At 73.0% G+C, this 19,821-nt stretch carries 18 protein-coding genes; 8 read left to right on the forward strand and 10 right to left on the reverse strand.

The genetic code is table 11. The annotated features are described in order from the left end of the window. Nucleotides 1-49 precede the first annotated feature (49 nt). The 5 genes from ACIQUQ_RS09620 to ACIQUQ_RS09640 form a co-directional block, all read right to left on the reverse strand. Nucleotides 50-1,126 carry an aspartate-semialdehyde dehydrogenase gene (locus tag ACIQUQ_RS09620; RefSeq protein ID WP_403973230.1) on the reverse strand — a complete coding sequence of 359 codons (1,077 nt, stop codon included), beginning with the start codon at nucleotides 1,124-1,126 and terminating at the stop codon, nucleotides 50-52. Next, the gene (locus tag ACIQUQ_RS09625; protein ID WP_399947033.1) at nucleotides 1,123-2,394 is read right to left on the reverse strand and encodes an aspartate kinase; all 1,272 of its coding nucleotides are present in this window, start codon (nucleotides 2,392-2,394) and stop codon (nucleotides 1,123-1,125) included. The genes ACIQUQ_RS09620 and ACIQUQ_RS09625 overlap by 4 nt, the downstream gene beginning before the upstream one ends. Before the next feature lie 168 nt (nucleotides 2,395-2,562). Then, nucleotides 2,563-3,219 (reverse strand): DUF5063 domain-containing protein, encoded by a 657-nt coding sequence (locus ACIQUQ_RS09630; RefSeq protein ID WP_403973234.1) that lies wholly within the window; start codon nucleotides 3,217-3,219, stop codon nucleotides 2,563-2,565. After that, entirely contained in the window at nucleotides 3,212-3,811 is a 600-nt protein-coding gene (gene recR / locus ACIQUQ_RS09635) for a recombination mediator RecR (protein ID WP_403973236.1), read from the reverse strand. Before recR ends, ACIQUQ_RS09630 begins: the two co-directional genes overlap by 8 nt. A gap of 76 nt (nucleotides 3,812-3,887) precedes the next feature. Next, nucleotides 3,888-4,232 carry a YbaB/EbfC family nucleoid-associated protein gene (locus ACIQUQ_RS09640; RefSeq protein ID WP_403973831.1) on the reverse strand — a complete coding sequence of 115 codons (345 nt, stop codon included), beginning with the start codon at nucleotides 4,230-4,232 and terminating at the stop codon, nucleotides 3,888-3,890. Nucleotides 4,233-4,480: 248 nt separating this feature from the next. Between ACIQUQ_RS09640 and ACIQUQ_RS09645 the strand changes: the two genes are divergently transcribed. After that, nucleotides 4,481-5,221 carry an SLATT domain-containing protein gene (locus tag ACIQUQ_RS09645; RefSeq protein WP_403973239.1) on the forward strand — a complete coding sequence of 247 codons (741 nt, stop codon included), beginning with the start codon at nucleotides 4,481-4,483 and terminating at the stop codon, nucleotides 5,219-5,221. A gap of 492 nt (nucleotides 5,222-5,713) precedes the next feature. On the opposite strand, the gene ACIQUQ_RS09650 is transcribed toward ACIQUQ_RS09645, so the two are convergent. The 4 genes from ACIQUQ_RS09650 to ACIQUQ_RS09665 form a co-directional block, all read right to left on the reverse strand. Then, nucleotides 5,714-6,364: a hypothetical protein gene (locus ACIQUQ_RS09650; RefSeq protein WP_399947268.1), complete on the reverse strand. Its 651-nt coding sequence runs from the start codon at nucleotides 6,362-6,364 to the stop codon at nucleotides 5,714-5,716. Between the two features lie 84 nt (nucleotides 6,365-6,448). Next, nucleotides 6,449-8,857, reverse strand: a complete 2,409-nt coding sequence (locus tag ACIQUQ_RS09655) for a dolichyl-phosphate beta-glucosyltransferase (protein WP_403973834.1) — start codon at nucleotides 8,855-8,857, stop codon at nucleotides 6,449-6,451. Nucleotides 8,858-8,913: 56 nt separating this feature from the next. Continuing rightward, complete coding sequence (locus tag ACIQUQ_RS09660) at nucleotides 8,914-9,597, reverse strand: GntR family transcriptional regulator (RefSeq protein WP_403973241.1); 684 nt, start codon at nucleotides 9,595-9,597, stop codon at nucleotides 8,914-8,916. An 87-nt stretch (nucleotides 9,598-9,684) separates the two neighbouring features. Continuing rightward, the gene (locus ACIQUQ_RS09665; protein WP_403973244.1) at nucleotides 9,685-11,046 is read right to left on the reverse strand and encodes an aspartate aminotransferase family protein; all 1,362 of its coding nucleotides are present in this window, start codon (nucleotides 11,044-11,046) and stop codon (nucleotides 9,685-9,687) included. 167 nt (nucleotides 11,047-11,213) lie between these two features. On the opposite strand from ACIQUQ_RS09665, the gene ACIQUQ_RS09670 reads away from it, so the two are divergent. The 3 genes from ACIQUQ_RS09670 (at nucleotide 11,214) to ACIQUQ_RS09680 (ending at nucleotide 14,241) form a co-directional block, all read left to right on the forward strand. Further along, complete coding sequence (locus ACIQUQ_RS09670) at nucleotides 11,214-11,855, forward strand: DJ-1/PfpI family protein (protein ID WP_403973246.1); 642 nt, start codon at nucleotides 11,214-11,216, stop codon at nucleotides 11,853-11,855. Continuing rightward, nucleotides 11,848-12,336, forward strand: coding sequence for a MarR family winged helix-turn-helix transcriptional regulator (locus tag ACIQUQ_RS09675; RefSeq protein ID WP_403973249.1), 489 nt, complete (start codon nucleotides 11,848-11,850; stop codon nucleotides 12,334-12,336). The genes ACIQUQ_RS09670 and ACIQUQ_RS09675 overlap by 8 nt, the downstream gene beginning before the upstream one ends. Nucleotides 12,337-12,465: 129 nt before the next feature. Then, complete coding sequence (locus ACIQUQ_RS09680) at nucleotides 12,466-14,241, forward strand: serine/threonine-protein kinase (RefSeq protein WP_403973251.1); 1,776 nt, start codon at nucleotides 12,466-12,468, stop codon at nucleotides 14,239-14,241. 127 nt (nucleotides 14,242-14,368) lie between these two features. Here ACIQUQ_RS09680 and ACIQUQ_RS09685 read toward each other — a convergent pair whose 3' ends face one another. After that, nucleotides 14,369-15,109, reverse strand: a complete 741-nt coding sequence (locus ACIQUQ_RS09685; protein WP_403973254.1) for a response regulator transcription factor — start codon at nucleotides 15,107-15,109, stop codon at nucleotides 14,369-14,371. Between the two features lie 274 nt (nucleotides 15,110-15,383). On the opposite strand from ACIQUQ_RS09685, the gene ACIQUQ_RS09690 reads away from it, so the two are divergent. From ACIQUQ_RS09690 to ACIQUQ_RS09705, 4 genes are read left to right on the forward strand one after another with little or no spacing between them, the layout of a single operon-like run. Then, nucleotides 15,384-16,853 carry an FAD-dependent monooxygenase gene (locus ACIQUQ_RS09690; protein WP_403973256.1) on the forward strand — a complete coding sequence of 490 codons (1,470 nt, stop codon included), beginning with the start codon at nucleotides 15,384-15,386 and terminating at the stop codon, nucleotides 16,851-16,853. A 43-nt stretch (nucleotides 16,854-16,896) separates the two neighbouring features. After that, on the forward strand, nucleotides 16,897-17,226 hold the full coding sequence (locus tag ACIQUQ_RS09695) for a TcmI family type II polyketide cyclase (RefSeq protein WP_399947066.1): 330 nt from the start codon (nucleotides 16,897-16,899) through the stop codon (nucleotides 17,224-17,226). Nucleotides 17,227-17,257: 31 nt separating this feature from the next. Next, complete coding sequence (locus ACIQUQ_RS09700) at nucleotides 17,258-18,529, forward strand: beta-ketoacyl-[acyl-carrier-protein] synthase family protein (protein WP_403973259.1); 1,272 nt, start codon at nucleotides 17,258-17,260, stop codon at nucleotides 18,527-18,529. Then, on the forward strand, nucleotides 18,526-19,749 hold the full coding sequence (locus ACIQUQ_RS09705) for a ketosynthase chain-length factor (RefSeq protein ID WP_403973261.1): 1,224 nt from the start codon (nucleotides 18,526-18,528) through the stop codon (nucleotides 19,747-19,749). The genes ACIQUQ_RS09700 and ACIQUQ_RS09705 overlap by 4 nt, the downstream gene beginning before the upstream one ends. The last annotated feature ends 72 nt before the right edge of the window (nucleotides 19,750-19,821 follow it).

The raw sequence follows: 19,821 nt of genomic DNA on the forward strand, positions 1-19,821 counted from the left end.
GAAGATCCTACAAAGGGATGTGCGATGCGGGCTCGGCCAGGCCGTCCCTTCAGGCGGACGCGAATTCGGCGGCGACCAGTTCCGCGATCTGCGCGGCGTTGAGTGCGGCACCCTTGCGCAAATTGTCCATGGAAACGAAGAATTCCAACGCCCTTGGATCATCAAGGGATCTGCGCACCCGGCCCACCCAGGTGGGGTCCGTACCGGCCGCATCGACCGGAGTCGGGAACTCCGCCATTCCGGGATCGTCGGCCAGCACCACACCGGGAGCTGTGGCAAGGATCTCGTGCGCCCGGGCGGCGGTGACCTCGCCCTCGAAGGAGGCGCGTACGGACAACGAGTGCCCGGTCACGACCGGCACCCGGACCCGGGTGACCGACACCGGGAGCGCGTCCAGCCCGAGCACCTTGCGCGTCTCGGCCCGCAGGGCCAGCTCGGCGGAGGACCAGCCGTCACCGGCGTCCTCGCCGGCCCAGGGGACGACGTTCAGGGCCACCGGCGCGGCGAAGGGCCCCAGACCCTCGCCCACGGCCCGCCGCACGTCCCCGGACTGCTCCCCCAGCTCCGTACCGGCCACCAGCGCCAACTGGCGGCGGAGCGCCTCCACTCCGGCCCTGCCGGACGCGCTCACGGCCTCGTACGAGGACACGGTGAGCCCGGCCAGGCCGAACTCGGCGTGCAGCGCGCCCACGGCCGTGGTGAGCGCCAGGGTGGCGCTGCCGGGCCCGGCGACGATCCCGCGGGGCCTCAGGCGCGCGGCCGCGGCGTTGAGTTCGGGCACCACCAGCGGGACCTCGGGGTCCGCGCGGAAGGCCCCGGAGCCGTCGACCACCACCGCGCCGCGCGCGGTCACGACGGGCGCCCAGCGGGCGGACACCTCGTCCGGGGTCAGGAAGACCACCACGTCGCGCGGACCGACGCCGTCGAAGGCGTCCTCGGTCAGCGCGAGCACCTCGCTCTCCTCGCCGCGCACGGCCAGGGGCCTGCCCGCCGAGCGGGAGGAGGCGATCAGGTGGATGCCGCCCCAGACGTCCGCGCGCTGGGACAGGATCTGGAGCAGGACCGAACCGACCGCTCCGGTCGCCCCGACGACGGCGAGCGTCGGGGCCGACCGGGCGCCGGTCATCGTCCGGTGCCTCCGTAGACGACGGCCTCGTCGCTGTCGGAGTCGAGCCCGAAGGCGGTGTGCACCGCGCGGACGGCCTCGTTGACGTCGTCCTGGCGGGTGACGACGGAGATGCGGATCTCGGAGGTCGAGATCAGCTCGATGTTCACGCCGGCGTCGGACAGCGCCTTGAAGAAGGCGGCCGTGACGCCCGGGTTGGTCTTCATGCCCGCGCCGACCAGGGAGATCTTGCCGATCTGGTCGTCGTAGCGCAGGGACTCGAAGCCGATCGCGGACTTCGCCTTCTCCAGGGCGTCGATGGCCTTGGAGCCCTCGCTCTTGGGGAGGGTGAAGGAGATGTCCGTCAGGCCGGTGGACGCCGCCGACACGTTCTGCACGATCATGTCGATGTTGATCTCGGCGTCGGCGATGGCCTGGAAGATGGCCGCGGCCTCGCCCGGCTTGTCCGGGACGCCGACGACCGTGACCTTGGCTTCGGAGACGTCGTGGGCGACTCCGGAGATGATGGCGTGCTCCACCTGCTCGTCCCCTTGAGGCTCGTTGCTGACCCAGGTGCCGCGCAGTCCGGAGAAGGACGAGCGGACGTGGATCGGGATGTTGTAACGGCGCGCGTATTCCACGCAGCGGTGCAGCAGCACCTTGGAGCCGGAGGCGGCGAGCTCCAGCATGTCCTCGGAGGAGATCCAGTCGATCTTCCGGGCCTTCTTCACGACGCGGGGGTCCGCGGTGAAGACGCCGTCGACGTCGGTGTAGATCTCGCAGACCTCGGCGTCGAGCGCCGCGGCGAGCGCGACGGCGGTCGTGTCCGAGCCGCCGCGGCCGAGGGTGGTGATGTCCTTGCTGTCCGCCGAGACGCCCTGGAAACCGGCGACGATGGCGATGTTGCCCTCGTCCAGCGCGGTGCGGATCCGGCCCGGCGTGACATCGATGATGCGCGCTTTGTTGTGGACCGAGTCGGTGATGACGCCTGCCTGGCTGCCGGTGAACGACTGGGCCTCGTGGCCCAGGTTTTTGATCGCCATGGCCAGCAGGGCCATGGAGATCCGCTCTCCGGCGGTCAGCAGCATGTCGAATTCACGCCCGGTAGGCATCGGAGATACCTGCTCGGCGAGTTCGATCAGCTCGTCCGTCGTGTCGCCCATCGCAGACACCACGACGACCACCTGGTGGCCGTTCTTCTTGGCATCGACGATCCGCTTGGCGACGCGCTTGATGCCCTCGGCATCGGCTACGGAGGAGCCTCCGTACTTCTGCACGACAAGGCCCACGTGCGCTCCTCGCTCAGTCCATTACTGCGGTCCGACCGTCACTCCGGTCCGGGCCAGTCTATCGAGCGACCGGATTGCGATCGGCGCGTGTCACATCATGAGATGTGATCTTCGCCAAGCCGCTGCCGGGAACTCCGCGGGGAACCCCACGGGGAACTCCGCCGGGAATCAGCGGCCGGGCAGCCCGAGCGATCCGCCGAGCTCCTCGGCCATCACCCGGCCCGCCTGCTCCGCCAGGTCCTCCTCGGCGAGGTCCTCGTCCGTGTCCAGCCCGTCCAGCTCCTGGAGCGGCTGGTCGAGGCGGACGTGCGCGACCACGGACTGCAGGGCCCGCAGGGCCGCCGACGCGGTCGGGCCCCAGTTGGTGAAGTACGAGAACTGCCACCACCACAGCGCCTCGGTCACCCGGCCCGCGCGGTAGTGGGCCAGCCCGTGGCGGAGGTCGCTGACGATGTCCGCCACGTCGTCCGAGATGCGGTGCGCGACGGGCGCCTTGCGCGGCTCGTACGGGTCGAAGACCTCGGAGTACACGTCCACCGGGTCCAGCATCAGCGCGAACCGCTCGCGCAGCTCGTCCACGTCCTGCTCGGGGCCGAGGTCCGGCTCGTACCGCTCGTCCGGGAGGACGTCCTCGTGGGCGCCCAGCCGCCCGCCGGCCAGCAGCAGCTGGGAGACCTCCAGCAGCAGGAAGGGCACCGCGCGGTCCGGGTCCTCACCCTTGGCCACCTCGGTGACCGCGACGATGAAGGACTCGACCGAGTCGGCGATCTGGACGGCGAAGTCGGCCGGATCCTGGCCCACGGCGTGCAGCGTTGCGTCAGACATCGAGTAGTCGCCTTCCTTCAAAGGCCCGCCCGAGCGTGACCTCGTCCGCGTACTCCAGATCTCCCCCGACGGGGAGCCCGCTGGCCAGGCGGGTGACCTTCAGGCCCATGGGCTTGATCATCCGGGCGAGGTACGTGGCGGTGGCCTCTCCCTCCAGATTGGGGTCCGTGGCCAGGATCAGCTCGGTGACCGCGCCGTCCGCGAGCCGCGCGAGCAGCTCCCGGATGCGCAGGTCGTCCGGGCCGACGCCCTCGATCGGGCTGATCGCGCCGCCGAGCACGTGGTACTTGCCCCGGAACTCGCGGGTCCGCTCGATCGCGACCACGTCCTTGGGCTCCTCGACCACGCAGATCACCGTCGGGTCGCGGCGCGGGTCGCGGCAGATGCCGCACAGCTCCTCCTGCGCGACGTTCCCGCACACCGCGCAGAAGCGGACCTTCTCCTTGACCTCCAGCAGCGCGTGGGCGAGCCGCCGCACGTCCGCCGGCTCCGCCTGGAGGACGTGGAAGGCGATCCGCTGGGCGCTCTTGGGCCCGACGCCGGGCAGCCTGCCCAGTTCGTCGATCAGGTCCTGGACCACGCCTTCGTACAACGGACTCTGCCTTCTCTCTCTGCTGTCTCTCGGGTTCGGACGGTCGCCGGGGTTCGTACGGTAGTGCCGGGCCGGGTCAGAAGGGCAGACCCGGGATGCCGGAACCGCCGCCGAGGCCCTGGGCCAGCGGACCGAGCTTCTCCTGCTGGAGCGCCTGGGCGTTCTCGTTGGCCGCCTGGACCGCCGCGACCACCAGGTCGGCGAGGGTCTCGGTGTCCTCCGGGTCGACCGCCTTCGGGTCGATCACCAGGGCGCGCAGCTCGCCCGAGCCGGTCACGGTGGCCCTGACCAGTCCGCCGCCGGACTGACCCTCGACCTCGGTGGCCGCGAGGGCCTCCTGGGCCGCGGCGAGGTCCCGCTGCATCTTCTGGGCCTGCTGAAGCAGCTGCTGCATGTTGGGCTGCCCACCACCGGGAATCACGGTCACACGCTCCTGTCTCTTGCGGTCAAACCGAGCCTACGTGCTCCCCGCGCGGCGCGCCCTACGCCGAGAGGACCAACTCTTTCGGGTGAGAGTTCCGCCGCCCCCGTACCTGATCAAGACCTCCTTGCGGGCGGAAATCCCGGGATTCGATGTCCATACCCCGCCGTTCGGCGGTAGGAAGGGCTAGCGCATCATTGCGCACACGCGCACCACCATCACGTCAGCGCAGGCAGAGGGAGTGCCGGGTGAGCCAGCCGGAAATGCAGCCCGAGGGGCCGCCCCGGGATCCGCGGGAGGAAGGTGGCCCGAAGGCGCACGACCTGACCGGCCGCCCGTTCCCCCTCGGGGACTGGGGAGAGCCCGCGGAGCGCCTGGACGAGCTCTACCGGTGGGTCGAGGCCGACGCGCTGCGCACGGCCGAGTGGTACCTCTCCGACCGCGCCTGGAAGCGCCGCGGGGCGCGGGCCCTGCGGGGCGTGGCCGCCGTGGGCGCGGTCACCGGCGCCGCGCTGCCGCTGCTGGAGCTGACCGGCTCCCTGCCCGGGGCCTCGACCTGGGGGTACCTCTCCCTGCTGGTGGCCGCGGCCGCGCTGGCCTGCGACCGGTTCTTCGGGCTGACCTCGGGGTGGATGCGGGACGTGGCCACCGCGCAGGCGGTGCAGCGCCGGCTGGCGACCCTGCAGTTCGACTGGGCCTCGGAGAACGTGCGGGAGGTCCTGGGGCCGACCGAGGGTACGGCGAGCGAGGCGGCGGAGCGGTGCCTGACGGTGCTGCGGCGGTTCTCCGAGGACGTGACGGAGCTGGTGCGGTCGGAGACCGCCGACTGGATGGTGGAGTTCCGGGCCGGGCCGGCGCCGCTGGTGACGCAGTCGCTGGGGTCGGGGGCGGCGCGGTCGGAGGCGGGGGCGGTTCCTGCGCGTTTCCCGCTGCCGCCGGGTACGCGTCCGAACATGCCGCGTCAGCGGCCGCCGGAGCAGCCCCGCTGACCACCCCGCTACCGGACCGGCCCGTGCGGGCCTAGCGCTGTGCCGGCCCTGCGGGTCCGGGCCGGGCCTGACCCCTGCGGGGGCGGGTGCCGTGCCGGGTGCGGGTGCGTTGCCGGGTGCGGGTGCGGGTGCGTTGCCGGGTGCGGGTGCGTTGCCCTGCGGGGCCGGTCCCCTACCCGCCCTTTCTCCGTTTCCCGGGCTCCGCCCGGACCCGTTTCGGGGGCTCCGCCCCCGGACCCCCGCTCCTCAAACGCCGGAGGGGCTGAATACGGATGTATACAGCCTCGCCGGCGTTTGAGGCGCGGGGGCCTGGGGGCGGAGCCCCCAGTTCGGGAAGGGGCGGGGTGGGGAAACGGCTCCGCGCAGCGGCGACGGCCCGCACCACCACGGCGCCTCACCCCGCACGGGACCCGCACCCGGCACGGGACCGGCACCCGGCACAGTGGCGCGCGCCGCGACCGGCACTGCGCGGTGGGCCCGTGCCAGGGGTCGTCAGCTGAAGATGATCATGGAGCCTTGGCCCAGGCTTCGGGTGGCGGCGGCGTGCAGGCCGAGCCACACGTGCCGCTCACGGGCGAAGGGGCTCTCGTCGTACGGGATCGGGCCCGCGGGCTCTTCCAGGGACGTCGGGCGGCCGGGCGGGGCCGGCGGGGCCGGAGGGTTGGCCGGATCGATGCCGATGACCGGCGCAACGAACTGCAGCTCCCGCAGCAGTCCCTGCGCGGAGCCCAGCGGGCCGCCCCCGCCCAGCAGCTCCTCGTTGGCCAGCGGCACCGGGAAGTCCACCGGCACGTACGCGCCCGCGTGGTCGTAGTGCCAGACCAGGTGGGACTGCTGCGCCGTGGACTCGAACATCTCCAGCAGCTGCTCGTAGTCGCCGCCCAGCTCGTCCACCGGCGTCACCGGCAGCCCGCAGATGTGCAGCAGGTAGGCCCGGCGCAGGAAGTGCAGGGCGTCGTAGTCGAAGCCCGCGACCGGGGCGACGTCGCCGGAGAGGCCCGGCATGTAGGCGAAGACGGGTACGGACGGCAGCCCGGCCTCGCCGAGCGCCCGGTCGTACGCGGAGATCTCCTCCGCGAAGGGGTTGTCGGGGCTGTGGCACAGCACGTCGACAAGGGGGACCAGCCACAGGTCACAGGCCACACGGGCTCCCATCGTTGTCCTCCGGTCGCCACAGCGTAGTCCGCCCGGCACCCTGCGCGAAGGGCCCTGCGCAGACCGGTGCGGTCACCTGAACGGACCGCGCCAGATCCAGACGTCCTGCACCCGCTCCGGCTGCCTGCCCAGCATCTTCGCGACCGTCTCCCGCAGCACGCCCGCCCGCTCCTGCTCGACGGGCAGCACCAGCAGGCCGGCCTTCCACCAGCGCAGGTCCCGGCGGGCCTGGTCCTTCCAGCCCTGGTCGATCTCCGGCGGCTCCTTGCCGTACCGGATGTCGGAGAGCAGGTTGGAGGTCCAGCGCGGGGTGGCGCCGTAGATGCCCATCCGCTCCGGGCCCCAGGGCCCGTTGAAGTACCCGCCGGGCATCCGGAAGCCGAGGCCGGCCTCCACCTGCCAGTGCAGGGCGTCGGCCGCGGCCGGGTCCGGCACCGGGACGGGCACCAGCGTCCGGCCCTCGGGCAGGTACCGCTGCCAGGCACCGCCGCTGATGAACACCGGCACCTCGGCACGGTCCCGCACGGGGAACGGCGTCGGCACGATCGGCAGCAGCGCCGCACCCACCGCCATGAACGCCAGCACCCGCTGCTTCGGCACCGGGAACGTCCGGATCCGGTCCAGGGCCAGCGCGACCAGGACCGCGAGCGGCGGGGCGCACACCATGCCCACGCGCCCCTCGATCACGGACTCGAAGAGCGGCTGGTGGGCCAGCGCGCGCCAGGGGCCGGGTACGACGATGTCGGTGCCCGGTACGCGGATCCGCTGGCCCAGCGAGAGCCAGCCCGCGACCACGGCGGTGGCGACGAGGGCCTTCACCGCCGGGCGGCGCCACTGCCAGACCGCCACGCCCGCGCAGAGGGCGATCAGCGGCCAGCCGTAGAAGGCGTTCTGCTCGGTGCGGTTCAGGGCCAGCTTGTCGGCCGTGGCCTCGTCGCCGAACAGGGAGCGCTGCGCGTATTCGACGAAGGCACGGGGGCTGTTGCCCGCGGCGTCCCCGTGCAGCACCGAGGTGTAGCTCTGCGGGCCGAAGAACTGCCAGTAGAGCGGGACGGCCACCAGCGGCACCGCGACCAGCGCCCCGATGCCGAGCCCCTTCAGCAGCGGCCGCCAGGCCGCCCGGGCCCGCTCGCGGTGGGCCAGCGCGTACGAGAGGGCGAAGAGCAGCATGCCCACGGCCGCCAGGAGGAACGGTTCCTCCCCGAGGAACACCTGGTACGCCGAGAACAGCCCGAGCAGCACCCCGTCCCGCACCACGTTCCGCCCGGTGCACAGCCGCAGCGCGCGGTCGATGATCACCGGGATCATGAACAGCACGCAGAAGTTCGGGTGGGCGTTGGCGTGCGAGATCATCGGCGGCGCGAAGGCGGCCAGCGCGCCGCCCACGGCGGCGGCCCAGCGGCTCTCCACCAGCCAGCGGCGCAGCAGCCAGTACCAGGCCAGCGCGGTGCCGGTCAGGCCGAGGGTCAGCACCAGAGCCCAGGTGACGGCGGGCCCCAGGGCCAGCGTGACGGGCGTGAGCGGCACGGACAGGCCGAGCATCACCGTGTTCGCCATCAGGTTGACGCCGTCGGGCATGCCCTGGAGGTCGGTGAAGAGCGGGTTGCGCAGGTGGGAGACGTTGTCCGCGGTGACCGCGAAGAACCATTCCCACTGGTTCTGGTCCTGGCCGGCGTCCGCGAGGTAGCTCGTGCCCAGGTCGGCCCACAGGCCCTTGTAGAGCAGCAGGGAGCCGAGCAGGTAGAGGCCGGCGACGGCCAGCGCGCCGGCCTTCAGCCGGGCCAGTTCGCCGAGCACCTTCACGTAGTCGGCCGGCTTCACCTTGGAGCCCTCGCGGTGCGACCAGCGCACCGGGACCTCCGTGACGGGCCAGCCCTGGCGGCGGAAGAACTGCAGGATCTCGACGTCTATGCCCCAGCCGTCGAGCCGGGAGGCGCCGAAGGCGGCCCGCGCCCGGTCGCCGTCCAGCAGCTTGAAGCCGCACTGGGTGTCGCGGATGCCGGGCACGGCCACGGCGCGGATCAGCCGGTTCCCGGCGCGGCCGAGCAGCTCGCGGAGCCGGTTCTGGTGGTGTTCGATGCGGGAGTCGGGGTGGGCGCGCGAGCCGATCGCGGCCTCGGCGCCCTCGTCCGCGTACGCCTTCTCCAGCCGGCCGAGTTCCTCGATGGGGGTGGCCAGGTCGGCGTCGGTGAGCAGGACGCGGCGGCCGTTGGAGGCGAGGACGCCCTGGCGCAGGGCGTTGCCCTTGCCTCGGTTGCGGTCGCAGCTCACCAGGCGGATGCGGGGCTCGTCGGCCGCGGCGGCGAGCACGATCTCGGCGGTGCGGTCGGTGGAGCCGTCGTCGGCGACGATCAGCTCCCAGGCGCCGGGTGCCGTGCCGACGTGCGCGTCGAGGTGGGCGCGTACGGCGTCCAGCGTGGGGCCGATGCGGCACTCCTCGTCGTACGCGGGTACGACGACGCTGAGTTCCACGGTGCCCAGCCAGAGCGCCTCGCGGTCGCCGTCGCGGTCGAGACCGGCGGGGCCGGTGGTGGCGCTCACGCGCCCGCCGCCGTTTCGAGGCCCTCGGCCCAGGCCAGGCCCTGCTCGTTGTAGTCGCGCACCAGGGCGCGCGTGCCCTCGGCGTCGCCGCGGGTGACCGCGTCGACGAGTTCGCCGTGCCGGCACCAGAGGGCTTCCCGGAGCTTGGGGTCGCGCAGCAGGTGCGGGACGGCGAAGACCCAGCACTGGACGCGGATGCGGTGCAGGAAGTCGGAGATGTAGGCGTTGCCGATCAGCCCGCTCAGCTCCCGCCAGAAGCGCAGGTCGTAGCCGATGAGCACTTCCAGGGAGCCGCTGAGGGCGGCGCGGCGGGCCTCGTCGGCCCGGCGGCGCACCGAGACCAGCGCCTCGCCCGCGCCGGGTCCCGAGCCCCGCTCGCAGAGCCTGCGGAAGATGCCGTCGACGACCAGGGCGCGGGCCTCGACCATGCCGCGGAAGTCGTCCACGGTGAAGATGCGCACCCGGAAGCCGCGGTGCTGCACGGATTCGAGCAGTCCCTGTGCCGAGAGGTCGACCAGGGCCTCGCGCACCGGGGTCGCGGAGACCTCGTACTGCTCGGCGATCTGCTTGACCGTGAACTCGGTGCCGGGTGGCAGGCGTCCCGCGAGCACCTCGTCGCGCAGCGCGTCCGCGATCTGCTGGCGAAGTGTGTTGCGGGTGACAGCTCCGCTGCCGGCCATGGGGTCCGTCTCCTTTGTAGGGCTTCGGACACCTTAGGCCAGGCAGCGGAGCGTCGGGCCGGTCGATTTTCGTGAGAATAAGGACATTCAGCCCGAGGTGGTGTGCCGGTCGGCCACCGTCAGTGCCTCGTCGAGCAGGGCGAGGCCCTCCTTGGCCTCCGCCTCGCCGATGTTGCAGGCGGGGACGACGTGGGTCCGGTTCATGTTCACGAAGGGCCACAGGCCGGACTTCTTGCACGCCGCGGCGAACTCGGCCATGGGCGCGTTGTCGGCGCCGCCCGCGTTGTACGGGACCAGTGGCTCGCGGGTGGTCCTGTCCTTGACGAGCTCCACGGCCCAGAAGGTGCCGAGGCCGCGCACCTCGCCCACCGACGGGTGGCGCTCGGCGATCGCGGCGAGTTCGGGGCCGATGACGTTCTCGGAGAGGTGGGCGGCGTGCTCGACGATGCCCTCCTCCTCCATGGTGTTGATCGTCGCCACGGCCGCGGCGCAGGCCAGCGGGTGGCCGCTGTACGTCAGGCCGCCGGGGTACGGGCGGGTGGCGAAGGTCTCGGCGATCTCCGGGGAGATCGCGACGCCGCCGAGCGGGACGTAGCCGGAGTTGACGCCCTTGGCGAAGGTCAGCAGGTCCGGGACGACGCCGAAGTGCTCGGCGGCGAACCACTTGCCGGTGCGGCCGAAGCCGGCCATGACCTCGTCCAGGACGAAGACGATCCCGTAGCGGTCGCAGATCTCGCGGACGCCCGCGAGGTAGCCGGCCGGCGGGACCATGATCCCGGCGGTGCCCGGGACGGTCTCCAGGATGATCGCGGCGATGGTGGCCGGGCCCTCGAAGGCGATGGTGTCCTCGAGGTGGCGCAGCGCCCGCTCGCACTCCTGCTCCTCGGTCTCCGCGTGGAACGGCGAGCGGTAGAGGAACGGCCCCCAGAAGTGCACGACGCCCGAGGACGCCGTGTCGGAGGGCCAGCGGCGCGGGTCGCCGGTCAGGTTGATCGCCGCCGCGGTGGCGCCGTGGTACGAGCGGTAGGTGCTCAGCACCTTCTGGCGGCCGGTGTGCAGCCGGGCCATCCGGACGGCGTTCTCGACGGCCTCGGCGCCGCCGTTGGTGAAGAAGATCTTGTCCAGGTCGCCGGGGGTCCGCTCGGCGATGAGGCGTGCGGCCTCGGAGCGGGACTCGACGGCGAAGCCGGGCGCGAGGGTGCACATCTTCGCGGCCTGCTCCTGGATGGCCGCGACGACCTTCGGGTGCTGGTGGCCGATGTTGGTGTTGACCAGCTGGGAGGAGAAGTCGAGGTAGCGGTTCCCGTCGTAGTCCCAGAAGTAGGACCCCTCGGCACCCGCGACGGCGAGCGGGTCGATCAGGGCCTGGGCGGACCAGGAGTGGAACACGTGCGCGCGGTCGGCGGCCTTGACGGCGGCTCCCGCCTGCGGATCGGGCTGAGGGGTCATACCGGGCACGCTACGAGTCCGCTGGTGGGACCCGGTATCGGCGTCCTGTAAGCCCCGGAGGGGGGCGCCTCGGCAGTGTGTCTGCCGCAACGGATTTCGTTGACAGCATGCTGTCGTTATGACAGTCTTCTGTCATCAGAGAACGGCAGCCGATCCAGGAGGCGACCATGAGCGCGACCGACCGGAGCACGACCCGCCGCAAGCCCGTCCACCTCGCCGTGTACGACACGTACGCGGACTGGGAGACCGGCCACACCACCGCCCACCTCACCCAGCGCGGGTACGAGGTCCGCACCGTGGCCCTGGACGCGGGCAAGCCCGTCACCACCATGGGCGGGGTCCGGATCCAGGCCGACCTGTCGCTGGACGAGCTGCGGCCCGAGGACTCCTCGCTGCTGATCCTGACCGGCGCCGGACTCTGGGACGAGGGCGACGCGCTCGCCCCCTTCGCCGCCGCGGCCCGGCGCTTCCTGGACGCGGGCGTGCCGGTGGCCGCCATCTGCGGGGCGACGGCAGGGCTCGCCCGGGAGGGGCTGCTGGACGACCGGCCGCACACCAGCGCCGCGTCCTTCTACCTGGCCGCCACGGGGTACGCGGGCGGCGAGCGGTACGTCGAGGCCGACGCGGTCACCGGCGGCGACCTGATCACCGCGGGGCCGACGGAGCCGGTGGCCTTCGCCCGCGAGGTGTTCGCCCGGCTGGACGTGTACCGGGGCGAGGTGCTCGACGCGTGGTACCGGCTGTTCCACGACTCGGACCTCGAGGCGTACGGGGTGCTGGCGGCGGCAGCGGAGCGCGGGGATGCCTGAGGAGCACGCGGCGGGTGTCCGGGCCGAGCAGGACCTGCTGAGCCGCACCGCGCTCGGGGTGTTCCGGCTCAACGGCCAGTTCCTCGCGGTGTCCGAGGAGCTGGCCGGCCCGGCCGGGCTGACCGCCGCCCGCTGGCAGGTGCTCGGCGCGGTGCTGCGCGAGCCGCTGCCGGTGGCGGGGATCGCCCGGGCCATGGGGATCACCCGGCAGAGCGTGCAGCGGGTGGCGGACCTGCTGGTGGCGCAGGGGCTGGCCGAGTACGCGGCCAACCCGGCCCACCGGCGGGCCAAGCTGGTCCGGCCCACCGAGGAGGGCCGGGCCGCGGTGGCCCGTATCGGTCCCGGGCACGCGGACCTCGCCCACCGGCTCGCCGCCGAGCTGGGGCCCGAGGGCTTCGCGGAGACCGCACGGGTGCTGGAACGGCTGGCCCGCGCGATGGAGACGCTCAGAACGGGTGCCGAAGAGGGCGCCCAGGGCTGAAACTGAACCCCAGGGCCGCGGCGTCTCGTGAGGCGGAGAGGGACGACCGCGGAAGACGCGACGGCGGGACGGGCCCGGTCGGAACGAGGACCCGGCCGGCCGGGTCCTGGGGGAAGGGGCCGCGCGGCCATGGAGCAGCTGGCATTCGGGGATCCGCAACGGATCGGCGGCTACCGCCTGTTGGCGCGGCTGGGCGCGGGCGGAATGGGCCAGGTCTACCTCGCCCGGTCGGAGCGCGGCCGTACGGTGGCGGTCAAGCTGGTGCGGCCCGAGCTCGCCGAACGCGCCGAGTTCCGCGCCCGGTTCCGCCAGGAGGTGGCCGCCGCGCGGCGGGTGGGCGGCGAGTGGACCGCGCCCGTGCTGGACGCGGACACCGAGGCGCCGGTGCCCTGGCTGGCGACCGGGTACGTGGCCGGGCCCAGCCTGAGCGCCGTCGTGGCCCGGCAGTTCGGGCCGCTGCCCGAGCGCTCGGTGCGGATCCTGGCCGCCGGGCTGGCGTACGCGCTCCAGGACATCCACGCGGCCGGGATGGTCCACCGCGACCTCAAGCCGTCGAACGTGCTGGTCACGCTGGACGGGCCGCGGGTGATCGACTTCGGCATCGCACGGGCGCTGGCCGGCGATCCGGGCCACACCCGGACCGGCGAACTGGTGGGCTCCCCCGGCTTCATGGCCCCCGAGCAGGTGCGGGGCGGGGCCGTGACGGCGGCGTGCGACGTGTTCTGCCTGGGCTCGCTGCTGGCCTACGCGGCTTCCGGACGGCTCCCGTTCGGGGAGGCGGAGGGCGCGGGCGGGGTGGCCGCGCTGCTGCTGCGGATCGCCGACGCGGAGCCGGACCTGACCGGGGTGCCGGAGGCGCTGCGGCCGCTGGTCCGCGACTGCCTGCACAAGGATCCGGGCGCCCGGCCGACGCCGGCCGACGTACTGGCCCGGGTGGGCGCCGGGGACACGGTGGCCGACGGCAGGGCGCTGGAACCCTGGCTGCCGGCCGCGCTGGTGGCCCAGCTGGGGCGGCACGCGGTGGAGCTGCTGGAACGGGAGGACGCCGGCCCCGCCCGCGCCGAGCCGCCCCAGGGGCCGACGACACGGGTGGGGCAGCCCCCGCCGGCCGCGGACGGGTACGGGTACGGGTACGGCCCTCCGCACGGCCCGTACGGCGGTCCTCCGGGCGGGTACGGAACCCCGCCGGGCGGGTACGGGCAGCCGGCCGGTCCCGGGCAGCCGGGCGGCCCGGCGCCCGCGCCCGGGGAGCCCGCCGGATACGGGGCACCCGGCGGCCCGGGGTACGGGCAGGGCGGTGGCTTCGGCCCGGGCGGTGGCTTCGGGGTGGCGTGTCCGCCTCCGCCGCCGGTTGCCACGGAGCGCCCCCGACCCGGGTCTTCGGCGTTCCTGGTCGCGGTGGCACTGGTGGTCGCGGTGCTGGCCGGCGGCACGGTCTTCGCCTTCATGAACGGCTGGCACGGCGACCACGACCGGGACGACCTCAAGGGAACCGGCCCGCGTCCGGCCACCGCCTCCGGCACGCCGGACGGGCAGCGTACCGGGAGCCCCTCGCCATCGGCCGCAACCCCGGACCCGACGGCCGGCGCCGGCATCCCCGCCGGCTACCTCGGCACCTGGTCCAGCGAGCTGCGCACCTGGCGCCTGACGCTGCGCGCCGGGGCGGTGGGCGAGCAGGTGATGACGCTGGTCAAGACCGACCCGGCGTACACCTGCACCTGGACCGCCACCCTGCGCTCGGCCGGTCCGCCGGTCGAGCTGGACGCCTCGGCCGTCACCTCGGGGGACCCCGCCACCTGCGGCCCCGGCCCCTGGAGCGTGCTGACCCTGCTGCCCGACGGCCGGCTGGAGCGGCGGCTGACCGGCAGCGACAAGCCTCCGCTGACCTACACCCGGGAGGGCTGAGCGGCGCCCCGCGGCCCCGGCGGCCCGTTCCTCGTCGAACGCGCGGGGTCCTGCCGTGTTCCGACCGCAGGGGGAAGAACGGTCGACGGCGGCCGTGTTCCCGGGGCCGGATAAATGGTTCCCGAATTTACGAGGTGTTGACGTTCCCTATACGGAAACCCACACCCCGGACCGTGATCACCCAGTCCCGGGAACCCAATTTCGTGCGCAGACTGCTCACATGGGTGTCGACGGTCCTGCGTGAACGGGAACCGCCCCAGACGCGGTTCATCAACTGCCGCCTCGGCACGATCGCCTCGGGGTGTGCGGCCAGGACGTGCAGCAGGTCGAATTCCTTGCGCGACAATTCGACCGGCTCGTCGTCGAGGGTCACCTCGCGGGCCGCCACGTCGATCCTCAGCCGGCCGTGCTCGATGCTCTCCGGGGCCAGCGGCTGGGGCTTCACCCGCCGCATCACCGCGTCCATCCTGGCCATCAGCTCCTGGAAGCCGTAGGGCTTGACCAGGTAGTCGTCCGCCCCGGCCTGCAGGCCCAGCACGCGGTCCAGCTCGCTGCCGCGGGAGGTCACCACGATCACCGGGACGTCGCTGGCGGCGCGGATCTGCCGGCACACCTCCAGCCCGTCGAGGTCGGGGAGTTCGAGCTCCAGCAGCACGAGGCTGGCGTCCCCGTACGACTCCAGCGCCGAGCCGCCCGTACCCGAGGTCCACACCTCGTGGCCGTGCCGGCGCAGCCGGTCCCCCAGGGCCTGCGCGTCGCGCTGCCGGCTGTCGATCACCAGCACCCGCCAGCTCTCCGACGGGCGGGGTTCGCCGCCGCGCTGGAGCGGCAGGGGGGTCTGCACCACGGACAGCGGTACCTGGCCCATCTCTCCCCCTCGCTAGTGCTCCGCGAACGCGCGAACACCGGGAATTCTATGCATCGGGGGCCGCTTGCCACCCCGGACTAATTGAGTGTGTCAAGTCGCTCAGAACCCTGACCTGTTTTCTCTTTTCTGCGCGATTCCTGCGCGCACATCACCAAACTGCGCACGGACTTGAATGGCCGCACCTTGTTCCGGCAATTACCCGGCGGCGAAGCTCGTCGCTAGCTTCCGCAGTTCTGTGTCGAAAGTTCTGTGTCGGACGACCGAGGAGAGGTACATGGATTCCGCTGTGATTGTCGTGGGCGCGGGACCCGCGGGCATGATGCTCGCCGGCGAACTGCGCCTGGCGGGCGCGGACGTCATCGTCCTGGAGAAGCTCGCCGCCCGGACCGGGGAGTCCCGCGGGCTCGGCTTCACCGCCCGCACCATGGAGGTCTTCGACCAGCGCGGACTGCTCTCCCGGTTCGGCGACATCGAAGTCAGCAACCAGGGCCACTTCGGCGGCCTGCCGGTCGACTTCGGGGTGCTCGACGGCGCGCACCAGGCCGCCAAGACCATCCCGCAGTCGGCCACGGAGACGGTGCTGGAGGAGTGGGCGACGCAGCTCGGCGCCGACATCCGGCGCAGCCACGAGGTCCTCTCCGTCCGGGAGAAGGAGGACTGCGTCGAGGTCGAGGTCAGGGGACCGGGGGGCGTGCACACGCTGCGCGCCGAGTACCTGGTCGGCTGTGACGGCGGCCGCTCCACCATCCGCAAGCAGTCGGGCTTCGACTTCCCCGGCACGGCCGCCACGCTGGAGATGTTCCTGGCGGACGTGAAGGGCATCGAGCTGGCGCCCCGGATGATCGGCGAGACCCTGCCCGGCGGCATGGTCATGGTCGGCCCGCTGCCCGGCGGGATCACCCGGCTGATCGTGTGCGAGCGGGGCACCCCTCCGCAGCGCCGCAAGACCCCGCCCGCCTGGGCGGAGGTCGCGGCGGCCTGGCAGCGCCTGACCGGCGACGACATCTCGCACGCCGAGCCGGTCTGGGTGTCCTCCTTCGGCGACGCCACCCGGCAGGTCACCGAGTACCGGCGCGGCCGGGTCTTCCTGGCCGGCGACGCCGCGCACATCCACCTGCCGGCCGGCGGCCAGGGCATGAACACCAGCATCCAGGACGCCGTGAACCTGGGCTGGAAGCTGGGGGCCGTGGTCCGCGGCCGGGCACCGGAGGCGCTGCTCGACACGTACCACGCCGAGCGCCACCCGGTCGGCAAGCGGCTGCTGATGAACACCCAGGCCCAGGGCCTGCTGTTCCTCTCGGGCCCCGAGGTGCAGCCGCTGCGCGACGTGCTGACGGAGCTGATCCGGTACCCCGAGGTCGCGAAGCACTTCGCCGCCATGGTCTCCGGCCTGGAGATCCACTACGAGCTCGACGGCGGCCGGCACCCGCTGCTGGGCCGCCGCCTGCCCGAGGTCGCCCTCACCGGCGACCGGCTCGCCGGCTCCAGCACCAAGGCCCTGCACCAGGGCCGCGGCGTCCTGCTCGACCTCGCGGACAACGCCGAGCTGCGCCGCCGGGCCGCCCCCTGGCTGGACCGGGTGGACGTGGTCACCGCGACCCCGTCCGGCCTGCCCGCGGACAGCCCGCTGACCGGCACCGCCGCCGTGCTCGTACGGCCCGACGGATACGTCGCATGGGCGGCGCCCGGCAGCCACGGCGACCTGCCGATGGCGCTGGAGCGCTGGTTCGGCCCCGCCCGCTGACCCGCCGCGGCGACCCCCCATCCACTGACGGAAAGAGACGCACATGCACAGCACGCTGATCGTCGCGCGCATGGACCCCGGGTCCAGCCTCGACGTCGCCAAGCTCTTCGGCGAGTTCGACGGCACCGAGATGCCCCACCGCATGGGCACCCGCCGCCGCCAGCTCTTCTCGTACCGGGGCCTGTACTTCCACCTCCAGGACTTCGACTCCGAGGACGGCGGCGAGCGCATCGAGGCCGCAAAGACCGACCCGCGCTTCGTGGGCATCAGCGAGGACCTCAAGCCCTTCATCCAGGCGTACGACCCGGCGACCTGGCGCTCGCCCGCCGACGCCATGGCCACGCGCTTCTACAACTGGACGGCCTCCGAGTGAAGGCGTCCGCGGACATGATCGGAGGCAGCTCGTGACGGGGCGCCGAGTGGTCATCACGGGCATCGGCGTGCTGGCGCCGGGCGGCGTGGGGGCCGAGAACTTCTGGAACCTGCTCAGCGCGGGACGCACCGCTACCCGGGGGATCACCTTCTTCGACCCCTCCCAGTTCCGGTCCCGCGTCGCCGCCGAGATCGACTTCGACCCCGAGGCCGCCGGGCTGGGCGCACAGGAGATCCGCCGGATGGACCGCGCGGCGCAGCTCGCGGTCGTCGCCGCCCGCGAGGCGGTGGCGGACAGCGGCCTGGACCTGGCCGCGGGCGACCCGTACCGCACCGGGATCACCATCGGCAGCGCCGTCGGCGCCACCATGGGCCTGGACGAGGAGTACCGGGTGGTCAGCGACGGCGGACGGCTGGCGCAGGTGGACCACACGTACGCCGTGCCGCACCTCTACAACTACCTGGTGCCCAGCTCCTTCGCGGCCGAGGTCGCGTGGGCCGTGGGCGCCGAGGGCCCCTCCACGGTGGTCTCCACCGGCTGCACCTCCGGCCTGGACTCGGTCGGGCACGCCGTCGAGCTGATCCGCGAGGGCTCGGCCGACGTGATGGTCGCGGGCGCCACCGACGCGCCCATCTCCCCCATCACGCTGGCCTGCTTCGACGCGATCAAGGCGACCACCCCGCGCAACGACGACCCGGCGCACGCCTCGCGGCCTTTCGACGGCACCCGCAACGGCTTCGTGCTCGGCGAGGGCTCCGCGGTCTTCGTACTGGAGGAGCTGGAGAACGCCCGCCGGCGCGGCGCGCACATCTACGCGGAGATCGCCGGCTACGCCACCCGCTCCAACGCGTACCACATGACGGGCCTGCGGCCCGACGGCGCCGAGATGTCCGAGGCGATCGACGTCGCCATGGCCGAAGCCCGGCTGAACCCCGAGGCCATCGACTACATCAACGCGCACGGCTCGGGCACCAAGCAGAACGACCGCCACGAGACCGCCGCGTTCAAGAAGAGCCTCGGCGACCACGCGTACCGGACCCCGGTCTCCTCCATCAAGTCGATGGTGGGCCACTCCCTCGGCGCGATCGGCTCGATCGAGATCGCCGCCTCCGTGCTGGCGATGGAGCACAACGTCGTGCCCCCGACCGCCAACCTGCACACCCCCGACCCCGAGTGCGACCTCGACTACGTGCCGCTGACGGCGCGCGAGTGGAAGACGGACGCCGTGCTGACCGTCGGCAGCGGGTTCGGCGGCTTCCAGAGCGCCATGGTGCTCGCCCGCCCCGGAAGGAGCGCCGCATGAGCGACAGGCCCGCCAAGACGGTCGTCACCGGCATCGGCATCGCCGCCCCCAACGGCCTGGGTAACCAGGACTACTGGGAGGCGACCCGGGTCGGCAAGAGCGGCATCTCCCGCATCACCCGCTTCCCCGCCGACTCCTACCCGGCCACCCTGGCCGGGGAGATCCACGACTTCCACGCCGAGGACCACCTGCCCAGCCGGCTGATCCCGCAGACCGACCGGATGACCCGGCTCGCGCTCGTCGCGACCGACTGGGCGCTGGCCGACGCGGGCGTGGACCCGAAGGACCTCGCGGCCTACGACATGGGCGTCGTGACCGCCAGCTCCTCCGGCGGCTTCGAGTTCGGCCAGGGCGAGCTGCAGAAGCTGTGGAGCCAGGGCAGCCAGCACGTCTCCGCGTACCAGTCCTTCGCCTGGTTCTACGCGGTCAACAGCGGCCAGATCTCCATCCGCAACGGCATGAAGGGCCCCTCGGGCGTCGTCGTCAGCGACCAGGCGGGCGGCCTCGACGCCCTCGCCCACGCGCGCCGCCAGATCCGCAAGGGCACCCGCCTGATCGTCTCCGGCTCGATCGACGCCTCCATCTGCCCCTGGGGCTGGGTGGCGCAGCTGGCCAGTGACCGGCTCTCCACCAGCGAGGACGCCGACCGCGCCTACCTGCCCTTCGACGCGGACGCCCACGGGCACGTGCCGGGCGAGGGCGGCGCGATCCTGATCCTGGAGGACGAGGAGGCCGCCCGCGCCCGCGGCGCCCGCGTCTACGGCGAGATCGCCGGGTACGGCTCGACCTTCGACCCCAGGCCGGGCAGCGGCCGCGAGCCGGGCCTGCGCAAGGCGATCGAACTCGCCCTGGCCGACGCCGGGGTGACCGCCGGCGAGGTCGACGTGGTCTTCGCGGACGGCGCGGCCGTGCCGGAGCTCGACCGCATCGAGGCCGAGGCGATCACCGCGGTCTTCGGGCCGCGCGGCGTCCCCGTCACCGCGCCGAAGACGATGACCGGCCGCCTCTACTCGGGGGCCGCCCCGCTGGACGTCGCCACCGCGCTGCTGGCCGTCCGGGAGGGCGTCATCCCCGCCACCACCCACGTCGAGCCGGCCGGCTCCTACGAGCTCGACCTGGTCACCGGCCAGGCGCGCACCGCCGAGGTGCGTACCGCGCTGGTGCTCGCCCGCGGCCACCACGGCTTCAACTCGGCCCTGGTCGTCCGGGCCGCCGGCTGACCGCGGTCCGGGCCCCGCCCCGCGCGGCCCGGACCGTCCCCCACGCACGCACACGGAAGACAGGAAGGCACA

The organism is Streptomyces sp. NPDC101118 (assembly GCF_044759445.1).
Lineage (GTDB): Bacteria > Actinomycetota > Actinomycetes > Streptomycetales > Streptomycetaceae > Streptomyces.